Origin of the sequence: Methylorubrum extorquens (genome assembly GCF_024169925.1) — a bacterium.
Lineage (GTDB): Bacteria > Pseudomonadota > Alphaproteobacteria > Rhizobiales > Beijerinckiaceae > Methylobacterium > Methylobacterium extorquens_A.
Map to the genome: position 1 here is coordinate 3704713 of NZ_JALJXF010000001.1, position 24583 is coordinate 3729295.

Sequence of the window (24583 nt, forward strand, 5' to 3'; positions counted from 1 at the left end):
CAACACGAGCCCGCGAATCGGGATCGGAGCGCCCGTGCCGACGATCGGACGTCTCCGGCGGCGCCCGGATTTCCTGGCAGCCGCCCAGGGCCGGCGCTTTCATACGGACCGCATGAGCGCCCAAGGGCGCCTGCGCGATCCGGGCGAGATGCGCGACGGCGCGACTGCCGAGGGCCTCTTCCTCGGCTTCACCATCACCAAGCGCGTAGGGCATGCGACCGAACGCAACCGGATACGGCGACGCCTGCGTAGCGCCGTTGCCGCCGTGGCGGCGGATGCGCCTGCGATCGGAGCGGATGTCGTGGTGATCGCCCGACGCCCCTCCCTCGACGCCTCGTTCGACAGCCTCGTCGCGGATCTGCGCCGCGCGCTCCATTCCGTGACGCGCCCGGCCACGCCGCGCTCCGGCGACACCGCCCGGCCGACCACGCCGCGACGCGGCGGCTCCCGCTCCGGGCGCGGTGCGGCGGCTGGCGGCACTCCGACCTTTCCCCCCACATCGAAAGCGCCTGACGGATCGACCGATGGGTAACGACAAGACGAACATGTTCGTCGCCATCGCCTTGTCGCTGGTGGTCCTGCTTGGCTGGCATTACTTCGTCACCGGGCCGGCCAGCGAGCGGCAGCGACAGGCGGCGCAGAGCCAGACCGCACAGACGGGCGCACCGCAGACGGCCGACGGCATCCCGTCGCCGAGTCCGCGCGAGGGCAGCCCCAACGCGCCCGCTCCCGGCACCCTGCCGGGCGCCGCTGCGCAAGGCCCCATCTCCCGCGAGGATGCGCTGGCCCGCTCCGCGCGCGTCCGCATCGACACGCCGGCCCTCTACGGCTCGATCGGCCTCAAGGGCGCGCGCATCGACGACGTGAGCTTGAAGAACTACCACGAGACCGTCAGCGACGAGAGCCCGCGCATCGTGCTGCTCTCGCCCACCGGCTCCGCCAACCCGTACTACGCCGAGTTCGGCTGGGTCGGCGCCAATGCGGGCCCGCTGCCCAACGCCGACACCCTCTGGAAGGCGGATGGCGACCTGCTGGCGCCCGGCCGGCCGCTGACGCTGACCTGGGACAACGGCCAGGGCCTCGTCTTCAAGCGCCTCGTCGCCGTGGACGACAAGTTCATGTTCACGGTGCGCGACGAGGTGGAGAACACCTCGGCCAACCCCGTCACGCTCTATCCCTACAGCCTCGTCTCGCGCTGGGGTAAGCCGCAGACCCAGGGCTACTACGTCCTGCACGAGGGCCTGATCGGCGTGCTCGGCAATGACGGCCTGCACGAATACACCTACGACAAGGTCGGCAAGGAAGCGGCCTATGGCGGTCCCGCCACGCTCGGCAAGGCGTGGACGAACGTGACCGGCGGCTGGGTCGGCATCACCGACAAGTACTGGGCCGCCGCCGCGATCCCGGAGCAGGGCAAGCCCTTCACCGGCGCCTTCACCGAGCGCACCGACGGCGCGACCAAGATCTACCAGACCTCCGTGCGGGGTGACGCCGTGACCGTGGCGCCGAACGCGTCGTCGGCCACGACCCAGCGCCTGTTCGCGGGTGCCAAAGAGGTCAACCAGATCAACGCCTACGAGCGCGAGCTCGGCATCAAGCAGTTCGACCTGATGATCGACTGGGGCTGGTTCTGGTTCCTGACCAAGCCGATGTTCCGGGCGCTCGACTTCTTCTTCCACCTCCTGGGCAACTTCGGCGTCTCGATCCTGCTCGTGACGCTGATCCTGAAGCTGTTCTTCCTGCCGATCGCCAACCGCTCCTACGTCTCCATGGCCAAGATGAAGGCCGTGCAGCCGGAGATGACCTCCATCCGGGAGCGCTACAAGGACGACCGGACGAAGCAGCAACAGGCGATGATGGAGCTGTACAAGAAGGAGAAGATCAATCCGGTCGCCGGCTGCTGGCCGGTGCTGATCCAGATCCCGGTCTTCTTCGCGCTCTACAAGGTTCTGTTCATCACCATCGAGATGCGGCACGCGCCGTTCTTCGGTTGGATTCAGGACCTCGCCGCGCCCGATCCGACGAGCATCGTCAACCTGTTCGGCCTGCTTCCGTTCACACCGCCCGAGTACATCCCGATCCATCTGGGCGTGTGGCCGATCATCATGGGCATCACGATGTTCATCCAGATGAAGATGAACCCCGCGCCGCCGGACCCGGTCCAGGCGCAGGTCTTCGCCTTCATGCCGATCGTGTTCACCTTCATGCTCGGCTCGTTCCCCGCCGGCCTCGTGATCTACTGGGCCTGGAACAACACCCTCTCGGTGATCCAGCAATACGTCATCATGCGCCGTAACGGCGTGAAGGTGGAGTTGTGGGACAACCTCAAGGGCATGTTCAAACGCGGCAACAAGAGCGCCGCGGCCAAGGGCTGAGTCTAAGAGCTGACGCTCGCCCGTCGAGCGCCGACCTCCTCCCCGAGAGCGTCGTCCTGGATATCGGATCCGGGACGACGCTCTCGGCACTTGTTTTTGCATCATTGTTTTCCGGGGGCGGCCACCGCCTTTCGGGACGATGCTTTAGCGGGGACGAGGCCGATGGCGGTGCGGACCGCATCGCCGAGCATTGGCCGGCATCCCCCCACCCCTCCCCTTGCCTGCAAGGGGGGAAGAAGCGCGCAGCCCCATGACCGACGACCCCACAGACGCCCCCTCCCCCGAACTGCTCGAAGCCGGCCGCCTGCTGTTTGCCGGAGCTGCGGACTTCACCACCGCTGCCCCGGCCCTCGGGGCGTTGCCGCCGATGGAGGGTGTCGAGATTGCCTTTGCCGGCCGTTCCAACGTCGGCAAGTCGAGCCTCGTCAACGCCCTGACCGGGCGCAACACGCTCGCGCGGACCTCGCACACGCCGGGGCGCACCCAGCAGCTCAACTTCTTCCGGATCGGCGAGCGCCTGACCCTCGTCGACATGCCGGGCTACGGCTACGCGGCGGTGGAGAAGGCCAAGGTCGAGGCCTGGACCAAGCTGATCCACGCCTACCTCAAGGGCCGGTCGAACCTCGCCCGCGTCTACCTGCTGATCGATTCCCGGCACGGCCTCAAGGAGATCGACACCGATCTGCTCGACGGGCTCGATAAGGCGGCGGTCTCCTATCAGATCGTGCTGACCAAGGGCGACGCGCTGAAAAAGGCCGAGATCGAACGGCGGATTGCCGGCATCCATACCGCTTTGGCCAAGCGCCCGGCGGCCTATCCCGAAGTGCTGCTGACTTCGAGCCGCGACGACCGCGGCGTGGCCGAACTGCGCGCCAGCATCGCCCGGCTGCTGCAGGAGCGCGGCGCGTGACCGGCCTCGACCGCGTCCTCGCTGCCCTGGCCGCACTCGCCGGCGGGCTCGGCGTCGCGGCGAGTGCCGCGGCCGCCCATACCAGCGGCGGCGAGACGCTGAAGACGGCCGCGCAGTTCCTGCTGTTCCACGCCCCCGCCGTTCTGGCGCTCACGGGCCTTACCGCGACCGGCTTCGTTCGCGGCGGCCTTGCACGGCTTGCGGCGGCGGCCCTGATCGTCGGCCTCGCGCTGTTCTCGGGCGATCTCGCCCTGCGGGCGCTGACGGGCACGCCCCTGTTTCCAATAGCGGCGCCGAGCGGTGGCGTCGTGCTGATGGCCGGCTGGTTGCTCGCGGCGCTTGCAGTGCTGGTGCCGGCGCGGCGTTGAACCTCGGCGCTCAGGCTGAGCCCGCAGGAGGACGCTTGCTCAGATCCTGGCTTCTGCTCGCCGTTTGCCTGGGGGCGTCTCCCGCTCACGCCGCGGAGATCGAGGAGAACGAGCCGCTGGTGATGCGGCTAATCTTCGAGGATTGCCTCGGCTACATCCGCCACGGCCGCACCCCGTTCGAGGGTCTCGCGACGCGGCCCGCCTCGCGGGAGGCGATCGATCAGCTTCCCTCCCGCGTTCCGAACAGGGAACAGGCAATCGAGCTGCTGTCGCCGCGCTACGTCGCCTCGTGGGGGCGGGATGCCGACGGCGGACACTGCCTCATCTTCACCGTCTGGTCGGCCGTGCGCGACGGCCTGCCCATGCGGCTCGGCGTGCGGGCGAAGGATTTCCTCGGGCGCGTCACCGAGCGGGCGCGCGCCGCGGGCCTCGACGAAGCCTTCCCGGCCGACACCTTCTCACCGCTCGCCACGAGCCTCTGGTCGGAGAAGAGCACTGGCCATGACGCGGCCCCCCTGCGCCCCGTGAGCTTCACGATTCTCCCCACCGGCGGCGACGAGGCCAGCGGCCTGATGGATGCCGGCCTGATCGTGGTGGGCGGCCCGCCGCAGGGCCGGCCGTAGAGCACCTCAGCCCGGTATGACCGGCGGGTGGTATTCCAGCGTGAAGGCGAGCGCCCAGAGCAGGAACAGCACCACCGGCAGGTGGACGATGAGCTGAAGAAAGCTGAAGCCGACGATGTCGCGGGCCTTCAAGCCCAGAATTCCGAGCAGCGGCAGCATGAAGAACGGGTTGATGAGGTTCGGCAGCGCCTCGGCCGCGTTGTAGACCTGCACCGCCCAGCCGAGATGCACCTTCAGCTCGTTGGCCGCCTGCATCACGTAGGGCGCCTCCAACAGCCACTTGCCGCCGCCCGAGGGGATGAAGAAGCCGAGCAGCGCCGAGTAGACGCCCATGGCGAGCGGGAAGCTGCCTTGCGTGTTCATCGCCACGAAGGCGTGGGCGATGACGTCCGAGAGGCTGTGGCCGGCGGCGTTCTTGGCGCCCGTGAGGATCGCGGCGATGGCGGCGTAGAACGGAAACTGGATCAGGATGCCGGCGGTGGCCGGCACCGCCTTGGAGAGCGCGGCCAGGAAGCGCTTGGGCCGCCAGTGCAGCACGAAGCCGGCCATCAGGAACAGGAAGTTGTAGGTGTTGAGGTTGGAGATCGCGATCATCCAATCCTGGCGCGCGAACTCCTGGATCAGCCAGCCCGCTGCCAGCAGGCCGATGAGGATCGTCAGGACGGGCGCGTGCTCCAGCCATTCGCCGGGCTGCTTGGGCGGCGCGACGCTGTCTTCCTGTTTGGAGACATCGACGCCGAGGTCCTGCGCCGTCACCGCCGTCTCGCGGCCCGGCGCGGAAGCGAGCGCGATCAGCGCCGACATCACCACGAGGATGGCGGCGATCAGGATCGACTGCCACAGGAAGATCGTCTCGCTGAACGGGATCACGCCTGTGATCGGCAAGAGGCCCGGCGGCAGGCTTTTCGGGTTGGCCTGAAGCTGCGCCGCGGACGAAGACAGACCCATCGCCCAGGTGGCGCCGAGGCCGAGATAGGCAGCCGCGCCCGCCGCGCGGTAATCCATCCGCAACTCGGTGCGCCGCGCCAGCGCGCGGGCGAGCAGGCCGCCGAAGATCAGGCTCAGGCCCCAGCTCAGGAGCGAGGAGAGCATGGTGGCGAGTGCCACGTATCCGATGGCGCCGCGGCCGGTCTTCGGCACCAGTGCCATCCGGTCGATCAGGGCCTGCATCGGGGCGGATGTCGCCACCACGTAGCCGCCGATGGTGACGAAGACCATCTGCATGGTGAAGGGGATCAGGGTCCAGAACCCGTCGCCGAAGCTCTTCGACACCGCCTGGACCGGCGCGCCGTTGATGAGCGCCGCCGACGCCACGATGACCACGGCGATGGCCACGAACACGAAGGCGTCGGGAAACCACTTCTCCGCCCAATCGGTGAAACGGAGCGCGAGGCGGGCCATGGCCCGCTCCTCGGTCCGCTTGCGGGGCTCTGCGGGCGCATCCATCGGCGTCGGCTCCTCATCCGCGGCACGAACGGCCGCGGTTAGGCCCTGTTAGAGAGGGAGCCGACGCCGGGTTCAAGCCGGTCCGGTGACGAAACCTCAACGCTCACAGAAATCGAGATTGGCCGGCCGCCTGGGCATCCGGCTCACGTCGCCCGTCTCGCCGAGCCGGGTCATCGTCACCGGGATCTCACCCCCGACCGCCTCGATCCGGACGTTTCGCGCCCAGACTCGCCCGTAGCCCTTGAGGAAGAACCCATAATGGAGGCTGGCGGCCTGCTCCGGCACGTCGAGGACGATGCTGCGCCGGGTCCAATTCGCGGTTCCCTTGAGCGGACCGTCGGTCTGTCGCTCCATCATGTTGTCGAAGCTTAAGCCGCGCCGCTCGTAGCCATCGACACGCATCCACAACGTGGCAGCGTCCGCATCCTCGACTTTCAGCTCGGCCGTGAGCCTCAGGCGCTGCCCAAGGAAGTCCTGCGCGCCGATGCTCTGCATCAGCACGGCGATCAGCCCCGTCAAATCCTTGCCTTGGCCGCGCGCGACGATGCTTTCGATCAAAGCGGCGCCCGGTCGATCGGGATCGAGGCCGAGCCGGTGCGTGGTATCGCCGACGGAGCCGACGACGAACCAGTCCTTCGGCAGTGTCAGCGGCGTGACGCTCGGCGATTCCCGCTCTTCCAGCCGGGCCGACAGGACGTTCCAGTCGGAAAAGCCGAACTGCCGGGCGACGAGTTCGAGGCAAGTACTGTGGGGGAGATCGATGCGGCGCTCCGACAACGAGGTGCGCAGCGTCCTGGCCATCGATTTGGCGTTCGAGATGTCGAGCATGGTCGAGCCTTCGCTTGGGCGCGTTCGGCGTCAGTGCTCGCGTTACTGACAGGCGGCCCAAACAAGGGGTCGATCCGAGGTCGGCCGTACATTCACCGTTCCCCGAGGGGTGCGAGCGGCGGGCTGTACGGGGCCATGACGAGAAGCTAGGTCGAGTCGGCTCCGGCGGTCAAGCCTGAGCCGAGACCCGCAAGAATTCCACGGCCGGGCCCTGCGCCTGCGAAAAGACGCCCGCCGTCAGCGCGTTGCCATAGACCGCGCCCGTGTCGAGATTGGTGCGGAAGCGACGGCAATCCGGCCCGCCGCGGGTCTGCGGCGTGTGGCCGTGGACGACGTGGCGGCCGAAATCGTGGTCCTCGGACAGGAACGGCTCACGGATCCAGAGCCGGTTGTGGAGGTCCGGGTCCGGCACCTCCCCTTCGGGGCGGAAGCCGGCATGGACGTACCAGCGCTGCGCATCCTCGTGCAGGGTCGGCAGGGCCTCGATCCAGTCGAGCATCTCGCCAGGCAGCTCCTCCGGCCCCGACACGTCGAACGACGTGAGAGTCTCGGCGCCGCCGTTATAGACCCAATGGTCGAGGGCGCCGGGCTCGCGCAGGCTCTTCAGCAACATCTCCTCGTGGTTGCCCATGAGGCAGACCACGTCCTCCGGCTCGCGCCATTGCAGGCGGCGCAGGGTCTCGATCACCCGCGCGCTGTCGGGCCCGCGATCGATGTAATCGCCGAGGAAGACGAGCTTCCTGGCGCAGCCCCCCGCATGGGCCTCGATGCGTTCCAGCAGGCGGTCGAGCAGATCGGCGCAGCCGTGGATGTCGCCGATGGCGTAGGTGATCGTCTCGGCGGTCATCCACTCGTTGTCGATGGGATTTCGCTGCAACGCAAGACGAGGGTATGCCGAGCTGATTACCCGGGGCGGAACACGTCCGGATAGGGGCGTTCGAGGCGCGACTTCTGACGCTGACACCACGCGGCGACCCCCGTCGCCTCGATCTCGGCGCGGATCCGGGCCTTCTCGGCCTTCACGATCCGCATGAAAGGCTCCTTGCCCGCCTGCCGGATGCCGTCCATCAGCACGGTTCCCTGAAGCGTCTCGGTAAAGCCGACATCGATTCCGACATGCGCCGGGCAGCGGTTCTTGAGCGCGGTGAGGAGCGCCGCGTCGCCGGCGACCGACCGCAGCGCGGCCGGATCGTCGGCAGGCTGCGCCTGCGCCGGTACGGCGGCGGCCCAGAGCGTGAGCGCGAGAGCGATCCGCCTCATCGAGTTTCCTTCTCCGGCGCGGTGAAGGGGGCGCTCCGGATCGTTCCGGCGTGGCCCCGGTCGAGGCTGCCCCGGCGCGGTCTCCCGCGCCGGGGCCTGTCGTTCACCCGATCAGTTCAGCAACACGCCTGCCGGCCGGCGCTCGGCCGCGACGTCGCCGATCATCAGTCCGGCCGGGCCGACGCGCACCGGCACGGTCTCGCCGTCGTGGATCACCCCTGAAAGGATCGCTTCGGCCAGCGGATCCTGCACGTTCTTCTGGATCACCCTCTTCAGCGGACGCGCGCCGTAGGCCGGGTCGTAGCCCTTGTCGGCGAGCCAGGTGCGAGCCTCGTCGTCCACGTCGAGGGTGATCTTGCGATCCTCCAGAAGCTTGGCCAGACGCCCGAGCTGGATGTCGACGATCGCGCCCATCTCCGAGCGCGCGAGGCGGTGGAACAGGATGATCTCGTCCACCCGGTTCAGGAACTCGGGCCGGAAGTGGCCCCGCACCACGCCCATCACCTCGTCGCGCACCGCGTCGGTGTCCTGGCCGGCCGGCTGGTTCACCAGATACTCCGAGCCGAGGTTCGAGGTCATGATGAGCAGCGTGTTGCGGAAATCGACCGTGCGGCCCTGTCCATCCGTCAGGCGCCCGTCGTCGAGCACCTGCAGGAGGACGTTGAACACGTCCGGATGCGCCTTCTCGACCTCGTCGAACAGCACGACCTGATAGGGCCGGCGCCGCACGGCTTCGGTCAGCGCACCGCCCTCCTCGTAGCCGACATAGCCCGGAGGCGCGCCGATGAGGCGGGCGACGGCGTGCTTCTCCATGTACTCGGACATGTCGATGCGGACCAACGCGGTGTCGTCGTCGAAGAGGAAGCCGGCCAGCGCCTTGGTCAGCTCGGTCTTGCCGACACCCGTCGGCCCGAGGAACATGAACGAGCCGATCGGCCGGTTTGGATCCTGCAGGCCGGCCCGCGCCCGGCGCACCGCGGTCGAGACCGCCTCCACCGCCTCGCGCTGGCCGACGACGCGCTTGGCGAGCGCCTGCTCCATCGCCAGGAGCTTCTCGCGCTCGCCCTCCAGCATCTTGTCCACCGGCACGCCGGTCCAGCGGGAGACGACGCCGGCGATATGGGCCGGCGTCACCGCCTCCTCGACCATGCCGTCGCGGGCGCTCCCGTTCTCGGCCGCGGCCTCGATCTCGGAGAGCTGCTTCTCCAGGCCGGGGATCACGCCGTAGGCGAGTTCGCCCGCGCGCTGGTACTGGCCCTGGCGCTGCGCCGAGGCGAGGTCGTTGCGCGCCTCGTCGAGCTTCTTCTTGAGTTCGGCGGCAGCACCCAGCTTGTCCTTCTCGGCCTTCCAGCGCGCGGTGATGGTGGCGGATTGCTCTTCGAGGTCGGCGAGCTCCTTCTCCAGGCGCTGGAGCCGGTCGCGGGAGGCGGAATCCGTCTCCTTCTTCAGCGCCTCGCCCTCGATCTTCAGCCGCACGATCTCACGATCGACGTTGTCGAGTTCCTCCGGCTTCGAATCGACCTGCATGCGCAGGCGCGAGCCCGCCTCGTCGACGAGGTCGATCGCCTTGTCGGGCAGGAAGCGGTCGGTGATGTAGCGGTTCGACAGCGTGGCCGCCGCGACGAGCGCCGAATCCTGAATGCGCACGCCGTGGTGCTGCTCGTACTTCTCCTTGATGCCGCGCAGGATCGACACCGTGTCCGCGACGGTGGGCTCGGAGACGAAGACGGGCTGGAAGCGGCGGGCGAGCGCGGCGTCCTTCTCGACATGCTTGCGGTACTCGTCGAGCGTGGTCGCGCCGACGCAATGCAACTCGCCGCGGGCAAGCGCGGGCTTCAAGAGGTTCGATGCGTCCATGGCGCCGTCGGCCTTTCCGGCGCCGACCAGCGTGTGCATCTCGTCGATGAACAGGATGATCTGGCCTTCCGCCGCGGTCACCTCGGAGAGTACGCCCTTCAGCCGCTCCTCGAACTCGCCGCGATACTTCGCGCCGGCGATCAGCGCGCCCATGTCCAGCGCCAGCAGGCTCTTCTCCTTAAGGGATTCCGGCACGTCGCCGTTGACGATGCGCAGCGCCAAGCCCTCGACGATGGCGGTCTTGCCAACGCCGGGCTCGCCGATCAGCACGGGATTGTTCTTCGTGCGCCGCGACAGGACTTGGATCGTACGGCGGATCTCCTCGTCGCGGCCGATCACCGGATCGAGTTTGCCCTCGCGGGCGGCCTCGGTGAGGTCGCGGGCGTACTTCTTCAGCGCGTCGTAGGCGTTCTCGGCCGAGGCGTTGTCGGCGGTGCGGCCCTTGCGCAAGGCGTTGATCGCGCCGTTGAGCGAGGCCGCGGTGACGCCCGCCGCGGTCAGGATGCGGCCGGCCTCCCCGTCCTTCTCGACGGCGAAGGCGAGAAGCAGGCGTTCGACGGTGACGTAGGAATCACCTGCCTTCTCGGCGGCCTGCTCGGCGGTGTCGAACAGGCGCACGAGTTCGCGCGTCGCCTGCGGCTGCGCGGAGTTGCCCGAGACCTTCGGCTGCTTGGCCAGCCATTGCTCGACCTGCGCATGCGCGACCCGCGACTGGCCGCCGGCCCGGTCGATGAGACCGGCGCAGAGCCCTTCGGGATCGTCGAGCAGGACCTTGAGGAGATGGCCGGGCGCGAGTTGCGGGTTGCCCTCGCGGACGGCGAGATTCTGCGCGGCCTGGACGAAGCCGCGGGCGCGCTCGGTGTATTTCTCGAAATTCATTTCGTGTTGCCCTTCCCCGGATCGGATCGGTCTTCCGCCCGCTTCACGCGGCACGGAGCCTCCGATGCGTCGCCCCGCGGGGTCAGCCCCGCCGGGACACCGGCGCTCTCTTCTGAGCCGCCGGCAGGGATGAATTGGGTGTTGCGTTTACGTGACACAAGAGGGCGAGGGCGCCCAAAACGCATCCCAGTTGGGCATTCGGATCAGGCCTGTTGGAGTCGGTCGCCGACCGCCACGGCGCCATCGGTGAGCACTTCGAGGTAGATGCCGAGATCGACGTGGTCGAAATGGCGTTTCAGCGCCTTGGGCAGGTTGGTGTCGCGCCGAGCCGTCTCCGGATTCACATCGACGGCAGCGCAGCGCGGCGTGCGGGCGAGCCCCCGCAGACGTAAGCTCCCGATCGTCACCTCCCGGCCGACCCACTCCATCTCCGCCCACGGCTCCAGCCCATCGACGTAGATGTTGGCGCGGAAGCGCAACGGGTGGATCGCGCTGCCCGTCCGCTCCTCCAGGGCACGGACCGAGGCGAGGTTGATGAGCGAGACCGCGCGCATGAAAGCCGGCGAGATCACGCTGCCATCGGTGAACTTGTGGTCGGCCGCCCGCACGAGGCGCGGCCGACCCTTGGCCGCCGGGCCGACATAAGCCTCGAAGAAGCGTTCGACCGCCTCGCGGCCCTCGGGCTCGGTCAGATCCTCGGTGAGCATCGTCTCGCCGTCGCGGGTGATCGTGAACTGCCCGGTTTCGGGGTCGAACCGCGTCGCGAGTGCAGCCAGCACCTCGTTGCTGCGCAGCATCAGGAAGCAGCCCTTGTCGAGCGGCTTGGGTTTCAGCGAATCGAAGGCCGTGGTGCCGAGCGCGAGGGCGTATTCGCGGTCGAAGGCGAGGCCGGATGCGCGGGCCAGCGTCAACGCCGGAAGCGGCTCGGCCGAGAGACCCTTGACCGGATAGCGATAGAGCGCGGTGACCTCGGCCATCTGTCCTCATCCTCCTGACGCGAGGGGGCAGGCTGGCCGAGACCGCGGCGGCGGACCATGCGGAATTCTCCGTAGACGGCGCGTGCGCCTGCCGGCCCGGTTGCAAATCGGGCGCTCCCGGATTTAGCGAAGGCGGATGAGCCAGAGCCCCGACCTCCGCATCGCCGCCCTCTACCGCTACCCGGTCAAAGGCCTCTCGCCCGAGGCGCTGGAGACGGCCGAGCTGGAAACCAGCGGCTACTTTCCCGGCGACCGGCTCTACGCCATCGAAAACGGCCCCTCCGGCTTCAACGAGACCGTGCCGCGCCACCGGCCGAAGGTCGCCTACCTGATGCTGATGCGCAACGAGGCGCTGGCGCGGCTGCGCACCCGGTTCGACGACGCCACGCATCGCCTCACGGTCGAGGAGAATGGGGTACAGGCGGTGGACGCGAACTTGAGCACGGCGGAGGGGCGCGCGGCGCTCGCCGAATTCATGAAAGGGTTCCTGCCGAACGAACTGCGCGGTGCGCCGCGGGTACTGACGGCGCCGCCCGGTTACCGCTTCACCGATTCGCCCACCGGCTACGTCTCACTCATCAACCGCGCGAGCGTGGCGGCGACCGAGGATCTCGTCGGCGCCCCCGTGGATCCCCTGCGCTTCCGCGGCAACCTCTATCTCGACGGGCTGGAGCCTTGGGCCGAACTCGACATGGTCGGCCGGGTGCTGGAAGCGGGCGACGTCCGGCTGAAGATCACGAGCCGGACCGAGCGGTGCGCAGCCACCAATGTCGATCCGCAGACGGGCCAGCGCGACCTGTCGATCCCGAGAACCCTCATGCAGGGGGTCGGCCACGCCGATTGCGGTGTCTACGCCGAGGTGCTGTCCGGCGGCGTGCTGCGGACGGGCGACGGCTTGCGGGTGATCGGCTGACGCGGGATCGGCGCGTGCCGAATCAGCGCTTGCGAGCCTGGGCGCGGGCCGTGAGCCAGAGCGGCTCGGGCTCGGCGCAGGGCAGGAGCGCAGCCACGGCGTCGAGATCGACCGCGTAGTTCTCGGTGAGCTGACGCCAGATGTCGGCGGAAGAGCCTGCGCCCTGGCCGAGACGCTCGACGATGCGAGCAAGCAGGCCGGGATGCGTGAGACTCGGACGCGGCATCGCCAGATCGGCATTCAGCATGGTCGCCCCCCTTCGTTCAACCAGGGGATGATTGATCGTGATGGTTAACCATCGTTTAAGCACCGGATCGAAATCGGCTGAAACGACGACCCGAATACAGCTCAACGACCACAAGCATCAGAGTTCGACCCGCCGAACCTGAGTTTCCTCGTCTCCGTCCCTCGACCCCGCGATCGGCCGAGCCGCGTTTCAAGAGTGACACGAAGCGGCGCTATGGCATCGTTCCAAGGGGTGGCCACCGGCGTCCGACGTGTCGGCGCCGATCGGATGTCGTGAAAGCGCTCTTCGAAAGCGCTCTTCGCACGGCACCCATCGCAGGATCGCGAGCACGCGGACTCTTCGCGTCGCACAAAGCCTGCGCTAGAAGCCGTGCCGAATCCGCCTCCGACTCGAGAGAGAGCCAGGACGACCGCGATGACCGATCCGTTGCCGAACGTGCATGTGCGTGCCGAGATCCTGACCCAGGCGCTGCCGCATATGCAGCGCTACGATCAGGAAATCGTCGTCATCAAGTATGGCGGCCACGCCATGGGCGACCCGGCGGCGGCGGAGGACTTCGCCGAGGATATCGTGCTGCTCGAACAATCCGGCCTGAAGCCGATCGTCGTGCATGGCGGCGGGCCGCAGATCGGCAAGATGCTGGCCCGGCTGGGCATCGAATCGGAGTTCCGCGGCGGCTTGCGCGTCACCGACGAGGCCACTGTCGAGGTGGTCGAGATGGTTCTGGCCGGTTCGATCAACAAGCAGATCGTCGGCTGGATCGCCGCCGAGGGCGGCCGGGCGATCGGCCTGTGCGGCAAGGACGGCAACATGGTTCGCGCCAAGCGGGCGATGCGGACGGTCAAGGACCCCGACAGCAACATCGAGCAGGCGATCGATCTCGGCCTCGTCGGCGAGCCCGAGCATGTCGAGCGCGGCGTGCTCGACGCGGTGCTGAAGGCCGAGCTGATCCCGGTCCTCGCCCCCGTGGCCTACGGCGAGGACGGCAAGACCTACAACGTCAACGCCGACACCTTCGCCGGCGCCATCGCCGGGGCATTGCGGGCCAAGCGCCTGCTGCTGCTCACCGACGTGCCCGGCGTGCTCGACAAGGACAAGAACCTGATCCAGGAATTGACCATCGAGGATTGCCGCCGCCTGATCGCCGACGGCACCATCACCGGCGGCATGATCCCGAAGGTCGAGACCTGCATCTACGCCCTCGAACAGGGCGTGGAGGCGGTGGTCATCCTCAACGGCAAGGTGGCGCACGCGGCGCTGCTCGAGCTGTTCACCGATTTCGGTGCGGGCACCCTGATCCGGCGCACCTGACGGCAGCGCTTCCCTGAGCGACGCGCCTCCCTACATACGGGACGGGACATTCCCGTCCCGTTTCCCCTCACAAGCGTTATCCTCCCCTTGCTGCTTCCCGGCGAGAGCCACTTCACCACCCCCGACGCCCGCGGGTTCTCCCACGTCGATACCTGGGTGTTCGACCTCGACAACACGCTCTACCCGAGCGACGCGCGGGTCTGGCCGCAGGTGGACGAGCGGATCACGCTCTACGTCATGCGGCTCTATGGGCTCGACGCGATCTCGGCGCGCGCCCTGCAGAAGCATTTCTACCATCGCTACGGCACCACCCTGAAGGCGCTGATGGTGGAGGAAGGGGTCGATCCGCACGACTTCCTCGACTTCGCCCACGACATCGACCACTCGACGATCAAGCTCGACGAAGCCCTCGGCACGGCGATCGAGCATCTGCCGGGGCGCAAGCTGATCCTCACCAACGGCTCGCGCCGCCACGCGGAACGGGTCGCGGGCAAGCTCGGCATCCTCGACCATTTCGAGGACGTGTTCGACATCGCCGACGCCGACTTCATCCCCAAGCCCGACCGCGGCACCTACGAGCGCTTCCTCCTTCGCCACGAGGTCGATCCCCGGCGCTCGGCCCTGTTCGAGGACATCGCCCGCAACCTCGTGGTGCCGCACGACCTCGGCATGGCGACCGTGCTGGTGGTGCCGCCGACGCTCGATCCGTTCCGCGAGCTCTTCGAGCAGGAGGCGGTGCAGGAGCCGCATATCGACCACATCACCAGCGATCTGGCGTCCTTCCTGGTCCGCTGCGTGCTGCCGGTCGTCCCACCCGAGCCCGCCGCGCCGTGAGCGACGCGGCTGCGGGCCACTGGGCCGGGGCCAAGGCTCCGAGTTTGGTCGAGATCGAGGCTCTCGCCGATGCCGCCTTCGCCGCCCTGCCGGAGGAATTCCGGGTGCTCTGCGCGGGCGTGCGCATCCACGTCGATGACTTTCCCGACGACGAGACTCTGACCGAGATGGGCTGCGAGTCGGAGTTCGACCTGCTCGGCCTGTTCCGCGGCGTCGGCCTGGCGCAGGCGGGCGAGGTCGCCACGGGGCAGATGCCCAACGCCGTCTGGCTCTACCGCCGGCCGCTGCTCGATTACTGGGCCGAGCATGACGAGACGCTGGACCACCTCGTCACCCACGTCCTCGTTCACGAGATCGGCCACCATTTCGGCCTCTCCGACGACGACATGGCCGGCATTGAGGCGGCGGCCGACGTGATCGAGACGTCTGAAGCCTGAGCCCGGTCTCGGTCCGCTCGCTTTCCGCGTCCCCCCGTCATCGCGAGGCGAGGCCGACGCGAGAAATCTCGAACGCGTCGGAAAGGACGAGCCTTCCGTCTACCCCCGCGCAGGCAGGCGCGGGATCAGCCCGACCTTGGGCCGGCGGGAGCGGAACTGCCCGCGCTCGATCGCCACGAAGGTCAGGATCGCCAGGGCGAGCGTGGTGAGCCACCAGATCGTGGTGAGGCCGACGCCGACGCAGCCGATGGCAAAGGCGGTCGCGAAGGCCGCCATGGCGCAAGGCGCCAACACCGTAGCATCGCGGCCCGCGCGGAAAATCGCGCCGTAGAGGGCGAACGCGGCGGCGAAGGCGCCGACGATGCCGAGTTCGTACCAGAACTCGAACAGCATCGTGGTCGGCGCATTGATCGGCAGGATGCCGAAGATCTTTCCGCGCAGGGTCGTCTCGAGGCCATGGCCGGTCACGAGCCGCACCGGCTCCAGGGTGACGACCTTCTGCCACGCCTTGAGCGCCAGCACGCCGGGCGCCACGGGCCCGAACAGGGCGATGCCGATGGGGCGCGCGAGGAACGGCAGCAGCGGCGCGACCACGAGCAGGCCGGCGGCAATCAGCGCGGTGACGCGCACGCCGAGCGACAGGCGCCAATGCGTCAGCGCGAAGGCCAGCGCCCCCACCGCCAGCGCGAACAGGGCGGTGACGCCCGGCGCTAGCAGCAGCGCGCCCGCGACGAGCACGACCACGACGAGCGAGCCCATGTCGCGGCGGCGCGAGCGCAGCCACGCCACGGCGGGCCAAGCGAGCAGCGCCAGCAGCACCGCGCCGCGTTCCAAGGCGCTGTCACCGTCCGGGTTGTCCTTCAGCATCGCGTCGCCGACGAGGTTGATCAGGATCGCGACGATGGCCGCTGCACCGACGCCGAGCGGCAGCAAGTAGAGGTTGGCCGAACGCATCCGGTCGGGCAGCGCGAGATAGGCAAGCAGCGTCATCACCACGGTGGCGACGAGGTTGGCCAGCCGCTCGCTCGCGGGCCCGGGAAACGGCGTCCAGACCAGCGACAGCCCTGACCAGAACACCACCAGCATGCCGGCGAGGAAGGACGGCGCGGTCAGCAGCCGCTTCAGGGCCGGGCCGACGGCGCGCTGGTGCTGGTCGATGGCGCTTGCGGTGATCAGCAGGACGACGGCGATGGGCGCGAGCACCACGGTGGCGCGGCGCGAGACCTGCGCGGCCACCGGCAGCACCACGAACAGGCCGAAGAAGCCGATACGGCGCAGCAGGGCCGCCGCGTCGAGGGCGGGATCGACGGTCGTGGTCGGGGGACGCGGCATGATCGAGGGAGGACCGGATCCGGCGCCCCTGCGGATTGCGGGCGCTTAGCCTACACCTAGTGCAGTGGGGTGGGCCGGGCTGTAGAGGCGCTGCAACACCTCAGCCCGTGCAGCAGCGCGAAATTTGCATCAAACTGCCGTGGTCTCTGGCCGCGCGCGGCGACGGCGGCGGGCGAGGTGGCGTCCGACATCGCTGGTGACGCGCCAGCCGCCCCAGGCGGCGAGGAAGCCGAGCAGCCCGGCGACGAGGCCGTCCGCCGTGGTCGGCACCGCCGGCTGATAGTCGCGATAGGCGGCGCGGGCGATGCTCATGTCGGGGTCGCGCGCCATCACGCCGAGGCGTCCGAGCGGGCTCGCCGCCGTGTCGAGGGCGAGCTTCTGCGCTTCCAGCCGCTTCAGCCGCTCGACATCGGCCCGGGCCGACTCGCCGCGCCGGGCGATGAAGGCATCCGGGTTGGTCCGCAGCAGCGCCAGCGCCTCGTCCCGGCTGCGGCCGGTGGCCTGGGCGTCGGCATCGAGGGAAGCGATGGAGCGGCGCAGCTCGTCCAGGGCCCCGCCGAGGCGCTGGGTGTATTGCTGGGCGAATTCCGGTGCCTGCGCGGCGATGACCGCCGCGAGCAGTCCGAAGGCAAGGCCGAGCGTTCGGACGACACGGAACATCGACATTTCCTTTGCGGGGGCCACCCGGTTTGTAGGGCGATCCGCGTCCCTCGGGGAGGGCCGCGGCTCAATCTTGGCAGAGGGCGGCCGCTACATCCGCCTCGGTGAGGGCGTCGAGGGCGCCGGTGATCTTCACCGCCCGCGCCTTCTCGCCGGGCGGGAACAGCAGAACCACGGTCTCGGTGCCGGGACAGGCCGGATCGGTGCAGACGATCTCGCTCACGCTCATCGCCGTATCGAGGCCGTAGCCGCCCGCCTTCCGCAGCCAAGCCTCCACCCGCCGCCGGGCGGCGGCATCGGGCTTTGGTGCGCGTCCGAACAGGGCCACGGCGCGGGCGTCAGGCCGGCAGGGTCAGCAGGCCGGCCTGCCCGTCGGCGCAGCCGAAGGCGAGGCGGGCGCCGGCCGGGTCCCAGGCGAGCGCCGAGATCGCGCTGCCCTTCACGGCCGGGCGCACCAGCAGCTCCGAAGCGTCGGAGAAGCGCACCAGCAGCACGCAGCCATCCTCGTAGCCGATCGCCAGGACCGGTGCCTTCGGGTGGAACGCGACCTGCGAGACCCGCGCCGGCCGCACGCCGCATTCCCGCGGCGCCTTGCCGGTGGGGCCCTCCTTCGAGTCGAACGGCCAGACGATGGCCGCCTCGGCACCGCTGGTGGCGAGCCACTTGCCATCCGACGACCATGAAAGCGAACGCACCTTGGCGGGATAGCCCGACATCCGCATGTGGCCGCGGTCGGGCTGGAGGCGCCAACCATGCAGCGCGTTCTCCTGCATGGTCGAGACGACGAAGCGGCCGTCGGACGACCACGTCACGTCGAGATGCGAGCCCTTCCACTCGATGAATTCGGGCGGCGTCTCGAGGTTCGGATACCAGAGGCTGACGCCGTTGTAGTGCGCCACCGCCAGCCGGTAGCCCTTCGGCGCGAAGGCAAGGCCACGGCCGGTGGTGGGCGCGGTGAAACTCTTTTCGCGGCCCTTGGCGTCGCGGGCGATGATGGTGCGTCCCGAGGCGAAGGCGAACGAGCCGTCGCCGTGAAGCGCCAGCGCATCGATCCAGCCGCCGTTCTTGGCTCGCGCCAGCTCGCTCGACCGGCCGTCCGCTTCCGTCGCGACCACGCGGCCGTCATCGCCCCCGCTCACCAGCCGGACGCCGTTGCTCGCCGCCACGAGGATGCCGCTGTCCGAGTGGGCGGCAACGGTCTCGGTCGCGCCGTCACGGGCCAGCAGCACGCCGCCATCGGCGAGCGCCAGCGCCAATGTCCCCTTGAGCCAGTGGGCGGCGGTGACGTGAGCGCCGGCGGCGATGTCCGCGACGTGCTCGGTGAGAGAGGGAGCGGAGACGCTCATGCCGGAGGGGTCTTCCTTCAGATCTTGGTCAGCGGCACCGGCGCGCGCCGGTAGGACAGGGTGAACAGCGTTGCGGCCAGACATAGCCCGGCCGCGACGCAGGCGGGAATCGCCAGGGCCACGATTCCGAGATGCGCATGGGCGAGCGTGCCCGCAACCGCCCCGACGAGGAGCGAGAGCCAGACCGAGCCGTCGCCGACCCAGCCCAGCCGGGGCCCTCGCCCGGCGAGCGCCAGCGCCGCCTTCTGGCCGAACGCGAACAGCGCGCCCGTGACGAAGGTGGTGCCAGCGCGAAAGCCCTGGACATGGGCGAGCACCGCATTCTGCCCGCCCATGGCGAGCGCCAGGAACAGCGAGGCCACGCCGACATGGGCGTGCTCGGCGGCCAGGGCGACCGCCGCCGTCAAGGCGACGGCTTCCAGGCCGAGCACCGCGGGCGTGACCCAGCGCGGCGGGCACAGGGCGGCGATGGCGCCCCCCGAGACCGCGCCGACGAGGAAGGCGCCGATCAGCAGCGCCGGCAGCACGGCGCCGAGCGGCTCACCATGGCCCAGCGAGACGGCGAGCTGCGTCGTGTTCCCGCTCATGAGCGAGGTGTAGAGGCCGCCGAGCCGGATGAAGCCGAGCGCGTCCACGAATCCGGCGAGCGCCGTGAGCACGACGCCGAAGCCGATCTGCCAGGGTCGGGTCACGGGGCGGGCACGATCGTTAAGGCGCTCTTCGAAAGACGGGCGGGGGCGGGGGCGAAAGACGGCCTCATCCGACAAGGGTTTAGGCGTGTCATCGCGTCGGGCGCGACTGAGACCAGTTCCTGCACCGTGCCGTCAAGGTTAACTGATCGGTTACCAAATGCGCGCAAATCGAAGCAATCACGGTGAACGAGGCCCTTCACGGCCCCGTTGGTCCGGCGATCCGCAAGCTCGGCTGTTGCCCGAGCACGGGTGAGTTGGAGTTCTGCCATGATCCCCTTCGCCTGCGTCCCCGCTGCCCTGCCGCCGTTCTCCCTGGCGCCGCATGCCGACACGATCCTCGTGGTCGAGGACGAGTTCTTCGTCTGCGAGCTGGCCGCCGAGGCCCTGCTCGACGAAGGCTACCGGGTGCTGACCGCGGCCGACGCGGAGGAGGCTGAGGCGATCCTGTCGAGCGAGCACGTGGACCTGCTCTTCACCGATATCGATCTGGCCCGCAACACGAACGGCATCGCGCTGGCCCGCAGCGCCCGTCGCAGCCTGCCGCGCCTGCCGGTGGTCTACACCTCCGGCGGCCGCGACGGCCTCTCCGCCGCCGAGGCCGTGAACGAATCGGTGTTCATGCCCAAACCCTACCGCGCGTCGCAGCTCGTGGCCGTGACCAACGACCTGCTGCGCCACCGCGACTGAGTTTCCCCGCCCTCAACCCATACGAGACGTGACCATGCGTCGCCTGATTACCTGCGCCTTCCTGATGCTCGCCGCGATTCCGGCCGCCCGAGCCGAATGCAATGTCGAGGATACCGGGCTCGAACCGACGATCGCGGCGAAGAAGGAACTTCAGGAGGTCAAGAACGCCCAGATCGTGCGCGACCTGCGGACTCTGCGCGATGCCGCGATCGTGCTCGAATCCTACGGCTTCCCGGACGAGTGCAAGCGCCTTGTCGCCATCGTGAAGGGTCTGGCCGCCAAGCCCGACGACACGATCAAGCGCAGCAGCGACACCGACGAGGAGAAGGCCGAGGAGATCCAGGAATCCCGCGAGCCGAAGGCGCCCCGCGCACGCTGAGGCTTCAATCCAGCGCGGCGAGCCCAACCGGAAAATCCCCGCCGCGCCTCAGGCAGACGACCGGTACGGAAACATAGCGCGCGATCTGCCCGGCCACGGTTTCAGGGGGGATCGGTGCCCCCTCGCTCTCGCTGACGACGATGCCGACGAGTGGGATGCCATGCGCCCTCAGCGTCTCGACGGCCGTCAGCGCGTGGCTGATGGCGCCGAGATAGCTGCCGGATACGAGCAGCGACGGAATTCCCTGCGATCTCAGCCAGTCGAGGCCGGTGGCGCCCTCGGTGATCGGGCTCATCAAACCGCCGACGCCCTCGATCACCACGGTCTCACCGTCATCGGCCTCGGCCAGACGCGCGCCGCACCACGCGACAAGCTCAGGCAGCCCGAGGCTGCGCCCCTCGCGGGCGGCGGCGAGGTCGGGTGCCAGCGGCGCGGCGAAGCGCCAGGGCGAACAGGCCTCGACCGTTTCCGGCGTGACGGCGAGCCCCTGCGCCGCGAGCAGGCGCCCGGTGTCGCTCTCGGCGAAGTCGGGATGGTCGAGCGGGGGAACGCCGCTCGCGAGCGGCTTCAGCGCCCGCACCCGCCGGTCCTGCCCGCGCAGACGGCGGACGAGTGCGGCGGTGGTGTAGGTCTTGCCGATCTCGGTGCCGGCGCCGACGACGAACAAGGCGGGCGGAGGCATGGTGTGCGGATCGCTCGGTTAGGAAAACGGCGTTGTCCCACCCGCGCCCTCATCCTGAGATGCCCGCGCCAGCGCGACTCGAAGAATCATCCGGTTCGCGCACGGATCCCCGGAGCATTCTTCGAGGCTGCCGCGCAGCACCTCAGGGTGAGGCGGTGCGGTGGAGCGGCCGAGCCAGCCGCTCGCTACGGAGGACCTACTTCTCGACGAAGGCCTTCTCGATCACGTAGTGGGCCGCCTCGCCGTGGTTGCCCTCCTCGTAGCCGAGGCTCGTCAGCAGCTCGCGGGTGTCCTTGATCATCTCAGGACTGCCGCACAGCATGAAGCGGTCGTTCTCGATCGACATCGGCGGCAGGCCGATATCCTCGAACAGCTTGCCCGAGGTCATCAGGTCGGTGATCCGGCCGCGGTTGCGGAACGGCTCGCGGGTGACCGTCGGGTAGTAGATCAGCTGGTTGGCGATCATCTCGCCGAGGAACTCGTGCTTCGGCAGCGTCTCGGTGATGGTCTCGCCGTAGGCCAGTTCCTGCACCTGACGGCAGCCGTGGATCAGCACGACCTTCTCGAAGCGGTCGTAGGTCTCCGGATCCTTGATGATCGACAGGAAGGGGGCGAGCCCCGTGCCGGTGCCGAGCAGGTAGAGGTTCTTGCCGGGCAGCAGGTTGTCGAGCACCAGCGTGCCGGTCGGCTTCTTGCCGATCATGATCGGATCGCCGACCTTGAGGTGCTGGAGCTTCGAGGTGAGCGGACCGTTCGGCACCTTAATTGAGAAGAACTCCAGCTCCTCCTCGTAATTGGCCGAGACCACCGAGTACGCACGCAGCAGCGGCCGACCCTCGACCTCGATGCCGATCATCGTGAACTCGCCGTTGCGGAAACGGAACGAAGGATCGCGCGTCGTGCGGAAGGAGAAGAGCGTGTCGGTCCAGTGGTGGACGGAGAGGACGCGCTCCTCGTTGTACTTGCTCATCGGCCGCAGGTTTCCCGATTCTGGAAGCGTCGAAACGGGGCTCTTCTCGCAGTCGCAGCATCCGCGTCAAGACGCAGCGCTGCCACAGCGGTTGGAATGTGACTTTGCCTGGAACTGTTCTTGATTCCGGCGCATGCCTGCCCCGGCGGGAGCGCAATCCAGGCAAGCTTACAGCGGCTTCAGCCCTGCTTCGATCTCCGCCCGGCGCGGTTCGAGGAACGGCGGCAGTGCGAGACGCTCGCCAAGTGATTCCATCGTCTCGTCGGTGGCGAAGCCCGGCCCGTCGGTGGCGATCTCGAACAGGATGCCGTTCGGCTCACGGAAGTACAGGCTGCGGAAGTAGTAGCGGTCCACGGGGCCGCTAGAGGGGACGCGGCGCTGCTTCAGGCGATCGGCCCAGGCGTCGTAATCGGCATCCGGGATGCGGAAGGCGACGTGGTGGACGGCGCCCGCGCCCTGGCGGGCCGGCGCGCCTGTCCCCTTGAGAAGCTGGACCTCCGCGGCGGGACCGCCCTCGCCGGTCTCGAACACCGTCACCTCGCCCTCGGGCAGCTCGAAGGTCCGGGCGCGGCGAAAACCGAGAACCTGCGTCAGCACCGCTTCGGTGCGCTCGGGCTGCGAGACGGTAAGGCGGATCGGCCCTAGCCCCCGGATCTGATGCTCGGCCGGCACCGGGCTGCCCGCCCAGGGATGCGCTTCTCCCACGCCGCCATCATCTACGAGGCTGAGGCGCTGGCCCTCGCCGTCCTCGAAATCGAGGGTGAGACGCCCGTCCCGCTCGATCGCCGACCCGTGGTTCACGCCTTGGCGGGCGAGATGCTCGCGCCACCAGTCGAAGCTTCCCGCACCGCCGACGCGCAGCAGCGTGCGCGAGATGCTGTCGGTGCCGCGGTGCTCAGCGGGCGCCGGCCAGTCGAAGAAGGTGATGTCGGTGCCGGGCGAGGCGCGGCCGTCGGCGTAGAACAGGTGGTAGGCCGACACATCGTCCTGATTGACGGTCTTCTTGACCAGCCGGAGCCCCAGCACGCGGGAGTAGAAGGCGAGGTTGTCGGCCGCCTGCGCCGTGATGGCGGTGACGTGGTGGAGTCCGGTGAGCTGCATCGCTTGAGGCCTCGCGCGGGAAGCGGTTTCAGCCTTCACCAGATAGGAGGTTCGGGCGCAAGCCCAAGGCGCCGGCCTCAATGGGGCACCACGCCGCGAACCAAAGCCTTGGGCAGCAAACAAAAAGGCCGGCAACGCGCTTACCGCGTGCCGGCCTCATCAAGCCCGTATCGAGCAGAAACGCTTACAGCCCCGTGGGCCGTCCCGCGGCGACGACCAGCATCTTGCCGTCGCCGAGCGTGCGCGCGCCGGCCCGGCGGATGTCGGCCTGGGTCACGCTCGCCACGAGGTCGTTCCGACGGGCGATGTAGTCCATGCCGAGCCCCTCGAAGGCGATCTGCACCAGTTGGTTGGCGATCTTGGTGGAGGTGTCGAAGCCGAGGGCGTAGGAGCCCGTGAGGTAGTCCTTGGCCTTCTGCAACTCCTCGTCGGAGGGGCCTTCGGTGATGAGGCGCTGGATCTCGTCGCCGATCACGTCGAGGGCTTCGACCACGCGCTCGTTCTTGGTGGCGGTGTAGCCCCAGGTCATGGCGACCGCGCGATGCGAGGTCAGCGAGGTGCCGACCGAGTAGGCCAGGCCGCGCTTCTCGCGCACTTCCTGGAACAGGCGCGAGGTGAAGGCGCCGCCGCCCAGGATGTGGTTCAGCACATAGGCCGGGATGAAGTCGGGGTCGCGCCACGCCACGCCCGGCATGCCGAAGCGGATCACCGATTGCGGCACGTCGAGATCGACGACGATGCGGCGGCCGAGTTCGTTGATCGCGGTCGGCGGAATGGATTTGAGCGGGCCTGCCTCGGGCAGAGCGCCGAAGGCGCGGGCGATCATGCCGGTGATCGTCGCCTCGTCGAAGGCACCCACAGCCGCGACCTTCAGGCTGCCGCGGCCGATCACGGCCCGATGCAGGGCCACGAGGTCGTCGCGAGTGATCGCCGACAGGGTCTCGATGGTGCCCGCCGAGGAGCGGCCGTAGGCGTGCCCCGGGAAGGCCTCGCGGAAGTAGCGCCGGGAGGCGAGCACGCCGGGATCGTTCTGCTGGTAGCGCAGGCTGGCGATCATCTGCGCCCGCACGCGCTCGATTGCGGGCTGATCGAAGCGCGGCTCGGCCAGCGACAGGGCCAGCAGGCGGATCGCCTCATCGGCGTGGGTGAGCAGCGTCTTGAGCGACCCGCCGATGGAATCGGGGCCGGTGTGGAAGCTCAGCTCGATTGCGCGGGCCGCGAGCGCCTCTTGGAAGGCGTCCGAGTCGAGGTCGCCCGCGCCCTCGTCGAGCAGCCGCGCCATCATCTGCGCGGTGCCCGCCTTGCCCTCCACGTCCTGCGCAGCGCCGCCCTCGAAGGTGAAGGAGAGCGCGATCATCGGCACCACCGGCGAGGCGACGTGCCAAGCCTCGATGCCGGGGGCGGCCGCAAGCGGCAGCGCCTGGGTCGGCGACGTCGCGGCGCGGGTGCCGGTCTCGGCGAGATTCATC

General features: G+C 68.8%; 27 protein-coding genes. 11 read left to right on the forward strand and 16 right to left on the reverse strand.

Going from position 1 to position 24583, the window contains the following annotated elements; genetic code table 11:
* Nucleotides 1-34: 34 nt before the first annotated feature.
* The 5 genes from rnpA (at nucleotide 35) to J2W78_RS17295 (ending at nucleotide 4276) form a co-directional block, all read left to right on the forward strand.
* On the forward strand, nucleotides 35-532 hold the full coding sequence (gene rnpA, locus J2W78_RS17275; RefSeq protein ID WP_253372459.1) for a ribonuclease P protein component: 498 nt from the start codon (nucleotides 35-37) through the stop codon (nucleotides 530-532).
* Complete coding sequence (yidC, locus tag J2W78_RS17280; RefSeq protein WP_253372461.1) at nucleotides 525-2375, forward strand: membrane protein insertase YidC; 1851 nt, start codon at nucleotides 525-527, stop codon at nucleotides 2373-2375. Before rnpA ends, yidC begins: the two co-directional genes overlap by 8 nt.
* Before the next feature lie 250 nt (nucleotides 2376-2625).
* Nucleotides 2626-3285 (forward strand): ribosome biogenesis GTP-binding protein YihA/YsxC, encoded by a 660-nt coding sequence (gene yihA / locus J2W78_RS17285; RefSeq protein ID WP_253372463.1) that lies wholly within the window; start codon nucleotides 2626-2628, stop codon nucleotides 3283-3285.
* Nucleotides 3282-3653: a DUF423 domain-containing protein gene (locus tag J2W78_RS17290; protein WP_253372465.1), complete on the forward strand. Its 372-nt coding sequence runs from the start codon at nucleotides 3282-3284 to the stop codon at nucleotides 3651-3653. The genes yihA and J2W78_RS17290 overlap by 4 nt, the downstream gene beginning before the upstream one ends.
* A 35-nt stretch (nucleotides 3654-3688) precedes the next feature.
* A complete protein-coding gene (locus tag J2W78_RS17295; RefSeq protein WP_253372467.1) occupies nucleotides 3689-4276 on the forward strand; it encodes a hypothetical protein in 588 nt (195 codons plus the stop codon).
* A 6-nt stretch (nucleotides 4277-4282) separates the two neighbouring features.
* Here J2W78_RS17295 and J2W78_RS17300 read toward each other — a convergent pair whose 3' ends face one another.
* The 6 genes from J2W78_RS17300 to J2W78_RS17325 all read right to left on the reverse strand — a co-directional run bounded on the left by J2W78_RS17300 (nucleotide 4283) and on the right by J2W78_RS17325 (nucleotide 11523).
* Nucleotides 4283-5722, reverse strand: coding sequence for a short-chain fatty acid transporter (locus J2W78_RS17300; protein ID WP_253372469.1), 1440 nt, complete (start codon nucleotides 5720-5722; stop codon nucleotides 4283-4285).
* A 96-nt stretch (nucleotides 5723-5818) separates the two neighbouring features.
* Nucleotides 5819-6550, reverse strand: a complete 732-nt coding sequence (locus tag J2W78_RS17305; protein WP_253372471.1) for a glyoxalase superfamily protein — start codon at nucleotides 6548-6550, stop codon at nucleotides 5819-5821.
* Between the two features lie 169 nt (nucleotides 6551-6719).
* Nucleotides 6720-7397, reverse strand: a complete 678-nt coding sequence (locus tag J2W78_RS17310) for a metallophosphoesterase family protein (RefSeq protein ID WP_253372473.1) — start codon at nucleotides 7395-7397, stop codon at nucleotides 6720-6722.
* Nucleotides 7398-7453: 56 nt separating this feature from the next.
* Nucleotides 7454-7810 (reverse strand): hypothetical protein, encoded by a 357-nt coding sequence (locus J2W78_RS17315; RefSeq protein WP_253372475.1) that lies wholly within the window; start codon nucleotides 7808-7810, stop codon nucleotides 7454-7456.
* A gap of 111 nt (nucleotides 7811-7921) precedes the next feature.
* Nucleotides 7922-10546 carry an ATP-dependent chaperone ClpB gene (gene clpB / locus J2W78_RS17320; RefSeq protein WP_253372477.1) on the reverse strand — a complete coding sequence of 875 codons (2625 nt, stop codon included), beginning with the start codon at nucleotides 10544-10546 and terminating at the stop codon, nucleotides 7922-7924.
* A gap of 203 nt (nucleotides 10547-10749) precedes the next feature.
* The gene (locus J2W78_RS17325) at nucleotides 10750-11523 is read right to left on the reverse strand and encodes an MOSC domain-containing protein (protein WP_253372478.1); all 774 of its coding nucleotides are present in this window, start codon (nucleotides 11521-11523) and stop codon (nucleotides 10750-10752) included.
* A 136-nt stretch (nucleotides 11524-11659) separates the two neighbouring features.
* Between J2W78_RS17325 and J2W78_RS17330 the strand changes: the two genes are divergently transcribed.
* Nucleotides 11660-12436, forward strand: coding sequence for an MOSC domain-containing protein (locus J2W78_RS17330; RefSeq protein WP_253372480.1), 777 nt, complete (start codon nucleotides 11660-11662; stop codon nucleotides 12434-12436).
* A gap of 22 nt (nucleotides 12437-12458) precedes the next feature.
* On the opposite strand, the gene J2W78_RS17335 is transcribed toward J2W78_RS17330, so the two are convergent.
* Entirely contained in the window at nucleotides 12459-12683 is a 225-nt protein-coding gene (locus J2W78_RS17335) for a hypothetical protein (RefSeq protein WP_060769852.1), read from the reverse strand.
* Between the two features lie 414 nt (nucleotides 12684-13097).
* Between J2W78_RS17335 and argB the strand changes: the two genes are divergently transcribed.
* The 3 genes from argB to J2W78_RS17350 all read left to right on the forward strand — a co-directional run bounded on the left by argB (nucleotide 13098) and on the right by J2W78_RS17350 (nucleotide 15265).
* On the forward strand, nucleotides 13098-13994 hold the full coding sequence (gene argB, locus J2W78_RS17340; RefSeq protein WP_253372482.1) for an acetylglutamate kinase: 897 nt from the start codon (nucleotides 13098-13100) through the stop codon (nucleotides 13992-13994).
* Nucleotides 13995-14081: 87 nt separating this feature from the next.
* A complete protein-coding gene (locus tag J2W78_RS17345; RefSeq protein WP_253372484.1) occupies nucleotides 14082-14828 on the forward strand; it encodes a pyrimidine 5'-nucleotidase in 747 nt (248 codons plus the stop codon).
* A complete protein-coding gene (locus J2W78_RS17350) occupies nucleotides 14825-15265 on the forward strand; it encodes a metallopeptidase family protein (RefSeq protein ID WP_253372486.1) in 441 nt (146 codons plus the stop codon). Before J2W78_RS17345 ends, J2W78_RS17350 begins: the two co-directional genes overlap by 4 nt.
* Nucleotides 15266-15364: 99 nt before the next feature.
* Here the strand turns inward: J2W78_RS17350 and J2W78_RS17355 are convergent, their stop codons facing one another.
* From J2W78_RS17355 to J2W78_RS17375, 5 genes are all read right to left on the reverse strand, one after another.
* Nucleotides 15365-16597, reverse strand: a complete 1233-nt coding sequence (locus J2W78_RS17355) for a peptide ABC transporter permease (protein ID WP_253372488.1) — start codon at nucleotides 16595-16597, stop codon at nucleotides 15365-15367.
* 129 nt (nucleotides 16598-16726) lie between these two features.
* Complete coding sequence (locus J2W78_RS17360; protein ID WP_253372490.1) at nucleotides 16727-17257, reverse strand: DUF2937 family protein; 531 nt, start codon at nucleotides 17255-17257, stop codon at nucleotides 16727-16729.
* A gap of 67 nt (nucleotides 17258-17324) precedes the next feature.
* Nucleotides 17325-17585 (reverse strand): hypothetical protein, encoded by a 261-nt coding sequence (locus J2W78_RS17365; protein WP_253372493.1) that lies wholly within the window; start codon nucleotides 17583-17585, stop codon nucleotides 17325-17327.
* A gap of 10 nt (nucleotides 17586-17595) precedes the next feature.
* Nucleotides 17596-18603, reverse strand: coding sequence for a WD40 repeat domain-containing protein (locus J2W78_RS17370; protein ID WP_253372495.1), 1008 nt, complete (start codon nucleotides 18601-18603; stop codon nucleotides 17596-17598).
* A 17-nt stretch (nucleotides 18604-18620) separates the two neighbouring features.
* Complete coding sequence (locus J2W78_RS17375; RefSeq protein WP_253372497.1) at nucleotides 18621-19295, reverse strand: YoaK family protein; 675 nt, start codon at nucleotides 19293-19295, stop codon at nucleotides 18621-18623.
* A 267-nt stretch (nucleotides 19296-19562) separates the two neighbouring features.
* Here J2W78_RS17375 and J2W78_RS17380 point away from each other — a divergent pair, with 267 nt between their 5' ends.
* Nucleotides 19563-19982, forward strand: coding sequence for a response regulator (locus J2W78_RS17380; RefSeq protein WP_253372499.1), 420 nt, complete (start codon nucleotides 19563-19565; stop codon nucleotides 19980-19982).
* A 34-nt stretch (nucleotides 19983-20016) separates the two neighbouring features.
* Nucleotides 20017-20361, forward strand: a complete 345-nt coding sequence (locus tag J2W78_RS17385; RefSeq protein ID WP_253372501.1) for a photosystem reaction center subunit H — start codon at nucleotides 20017-20019, stop codon at nucleotides 20359-20361.
* A gap of 4 nt (nucleotides 20362-20365) precedes the next feature.
* Here J2W78_RS17385 and bioD read toward each other — a convergent pair whose 3' ends face one another.
* The 4 genes from bioD to J2W78_RS17405 form a co-directional block, all read right to left on the reverse strand.
* Entirely contained in the window at nucleotides 20366-21043 is a 678-nt protein-coding gene (gene bioD, locus J2W78_RS17390) for a dethiobiotin synthase (protein WP_253372503.1), read from the reverse strand.
* A 196-nt stretch (nucleotides 21044-21239) separates the two neighbouring features.
* Nucleotides 21240-22013, reverse strand: coding sequence for a ferredoxin--NADP reductase (locus tag J2W78_RS17395; protein WP_253372505.1), 774 nt, complete (start codon nucleotides 22011-22013; stop codon nucleotides 21240-21242).
* Nucleotides 22014-22181: 168 nt separating this feature from the next.
* The gene (locus tag J2W78_RS17400; RefSeq protein WP_253372506.1) at nucleotides 22182-23114 is read right to left on the reverse strand and encodes a ring-cleaving dioxygenase; all 933 of its coding nucleotides are present in this window, start codon (nucleotides 23112-23114) and stop codon (nucleotides 22182-22184) included.
* A 184-nt stretch (nucleotides 23115-23298) separates the two neighbouring features.
* Nucleotides 23299-24582 carry a M16 family metallopeptidase gene (locus J2W78_RS17405; protein ID WP_253372508.1) on the reverse strand — a complete coding sequence of 428 codons (1284 nt, stop codon included), beginning with the start codon at nucleotides 24580-24582 and terminating at the stop codon, nucleotides 23299-23301.
* Nucleotide 24583 lies beyond the last annotated feature (1 nt).

Coding starts and splice junctions, on each gene's coding strand:
- bioD (WP_253372503.1), bottom strand. CDS start 21,043: ATGCCTCCGCCCGCCTTGTTCGTCGTCGGCGCCGGCACCGAGATCGGC.
- J2W78_RS17405 (WP_253372508.1), bottom strand. CDS start 24,582: ATGAATCTCGCCGAGACCGGCACCCGCGCCGCGACGTCGCCGACCCAG.
- yihA (WP_253372463.1), top strand. CDS start 2,626: ATGACCGACGACCCCACAGACGCCCCCTCCCCCGAACTGCTCGAAGCC.
- argB (WP_253372482.1), top strand. CDS start 13,098: ATGACCGATCCGTTGCCGAACGTGCATGTGCGTGCCGAGATCCTGACC.
- J2W78_RS17335 (WP_060769852.1), bottom strand. CDS start 12,683: ATGCTGAATGCCGATCTGGCGATGCCGCGTCCGAGTCTCACGCATCCC.
- J2W78_RS17330 (WP_253372480.1), top strand. CDS start 11,660: ATGAGCCAGAGCCCCGACCTCCGCATCGCCGCCCTCTACCGCTACCCG.
- yidC (WP_253372461.1), top strand. CDS start 525: ATGGGTAACGACAAGACGAACATGTTCGTCGCCATCGCCTTGTCGCTG.
- J2W78_RS17385 (WP_253372501.1), top strand. CDS start 20,017: ATGCGTCGCCTGATTACCTGCGCCTTCCTGATGCTCGCCGCGATTCCG.
- clpB (WP_253372477.1), bottom strand. CDS start 10,546: ATGAATTTCGAGAAATACACCGAGCGCGCCCGCGGCTTCGTCCAGGCC.
- J2W78_RS17325 (WP_253372478.1), bottom strand. CDS start 11,523: ATGGCCGAGGTCACCGCGCTCTATCGCTATCCGGTCAAGGGTCTCTCG.
- J2W78_RS17380 (WP_253372499.1), top strand. CDS start 19,563: ATGATCCCCTTCGCCTGCGTCCCCGCTGCCCTGCCGCCGTTCTCCCTG.
- J2W78_RS17305 (WP_253372471.1), bottom strand. CDS start 6,550: ATGCTCGACATCTCGAACGCCAAATCGATGGCCAGGACGCTGCGCACC.
- J2W78_RS17360 (WP_253372490.1), bottom strand. CDS start 17,257: ATGTTCCGTGTCGTCCGAACGCTCGGCCTTGCCTTCGGACTGCTCGCG.
- J2W78_RS17315 (WP_253372475.1), bottom strand. CDS start 7,810: ATGAGGCGGATCGCTCTCGCGCTCACGCTCTGGGCCGCCGCCGTACCG.
- J2W78_RS17395 (WP_253372505.1), bottom strand. CDS start 22,013: ATGAGCAAGTACAACGAGGAGCGCGTCCTCTCCGTCCACCACTGGACC.
- J2W78_RS17310 (WP_253372473.1), bottom strand. CDS start 7,397: ATGACCGCCGAGACGATCACCTACGCCATCGGCGACATCCACGGCTGC.
- J2W78_RS17400 (WP_253372506.1), bottom strand. CDS start 23,114: ATGCAGCTCACCGGACTCCACCACGTCACCGCCATCACGGCGCAGGCG.
- J2W78_RS17355 (WP_253372488.1), bottom strand. CDS start 16,597: ATGCCGCGTCCCCCGACCACGACCGTCGATCCCGCCCTCGACGCGGCG.
- J2W78_RS17300 (WP_253372469.1), bottom strand. CDS start 5,722: ATGGATGCGCCCGCAGAGCCCCGCAAGCGGACCGAGGAGCGGGCCATG.
- J2W78_RS17370 (WP_253372495.1), bottom strand. CDS start 18,603: ATGAGCGTCTCCGCTCCCTCTCTCACCGAGCACGTCGCGGACATCGCC.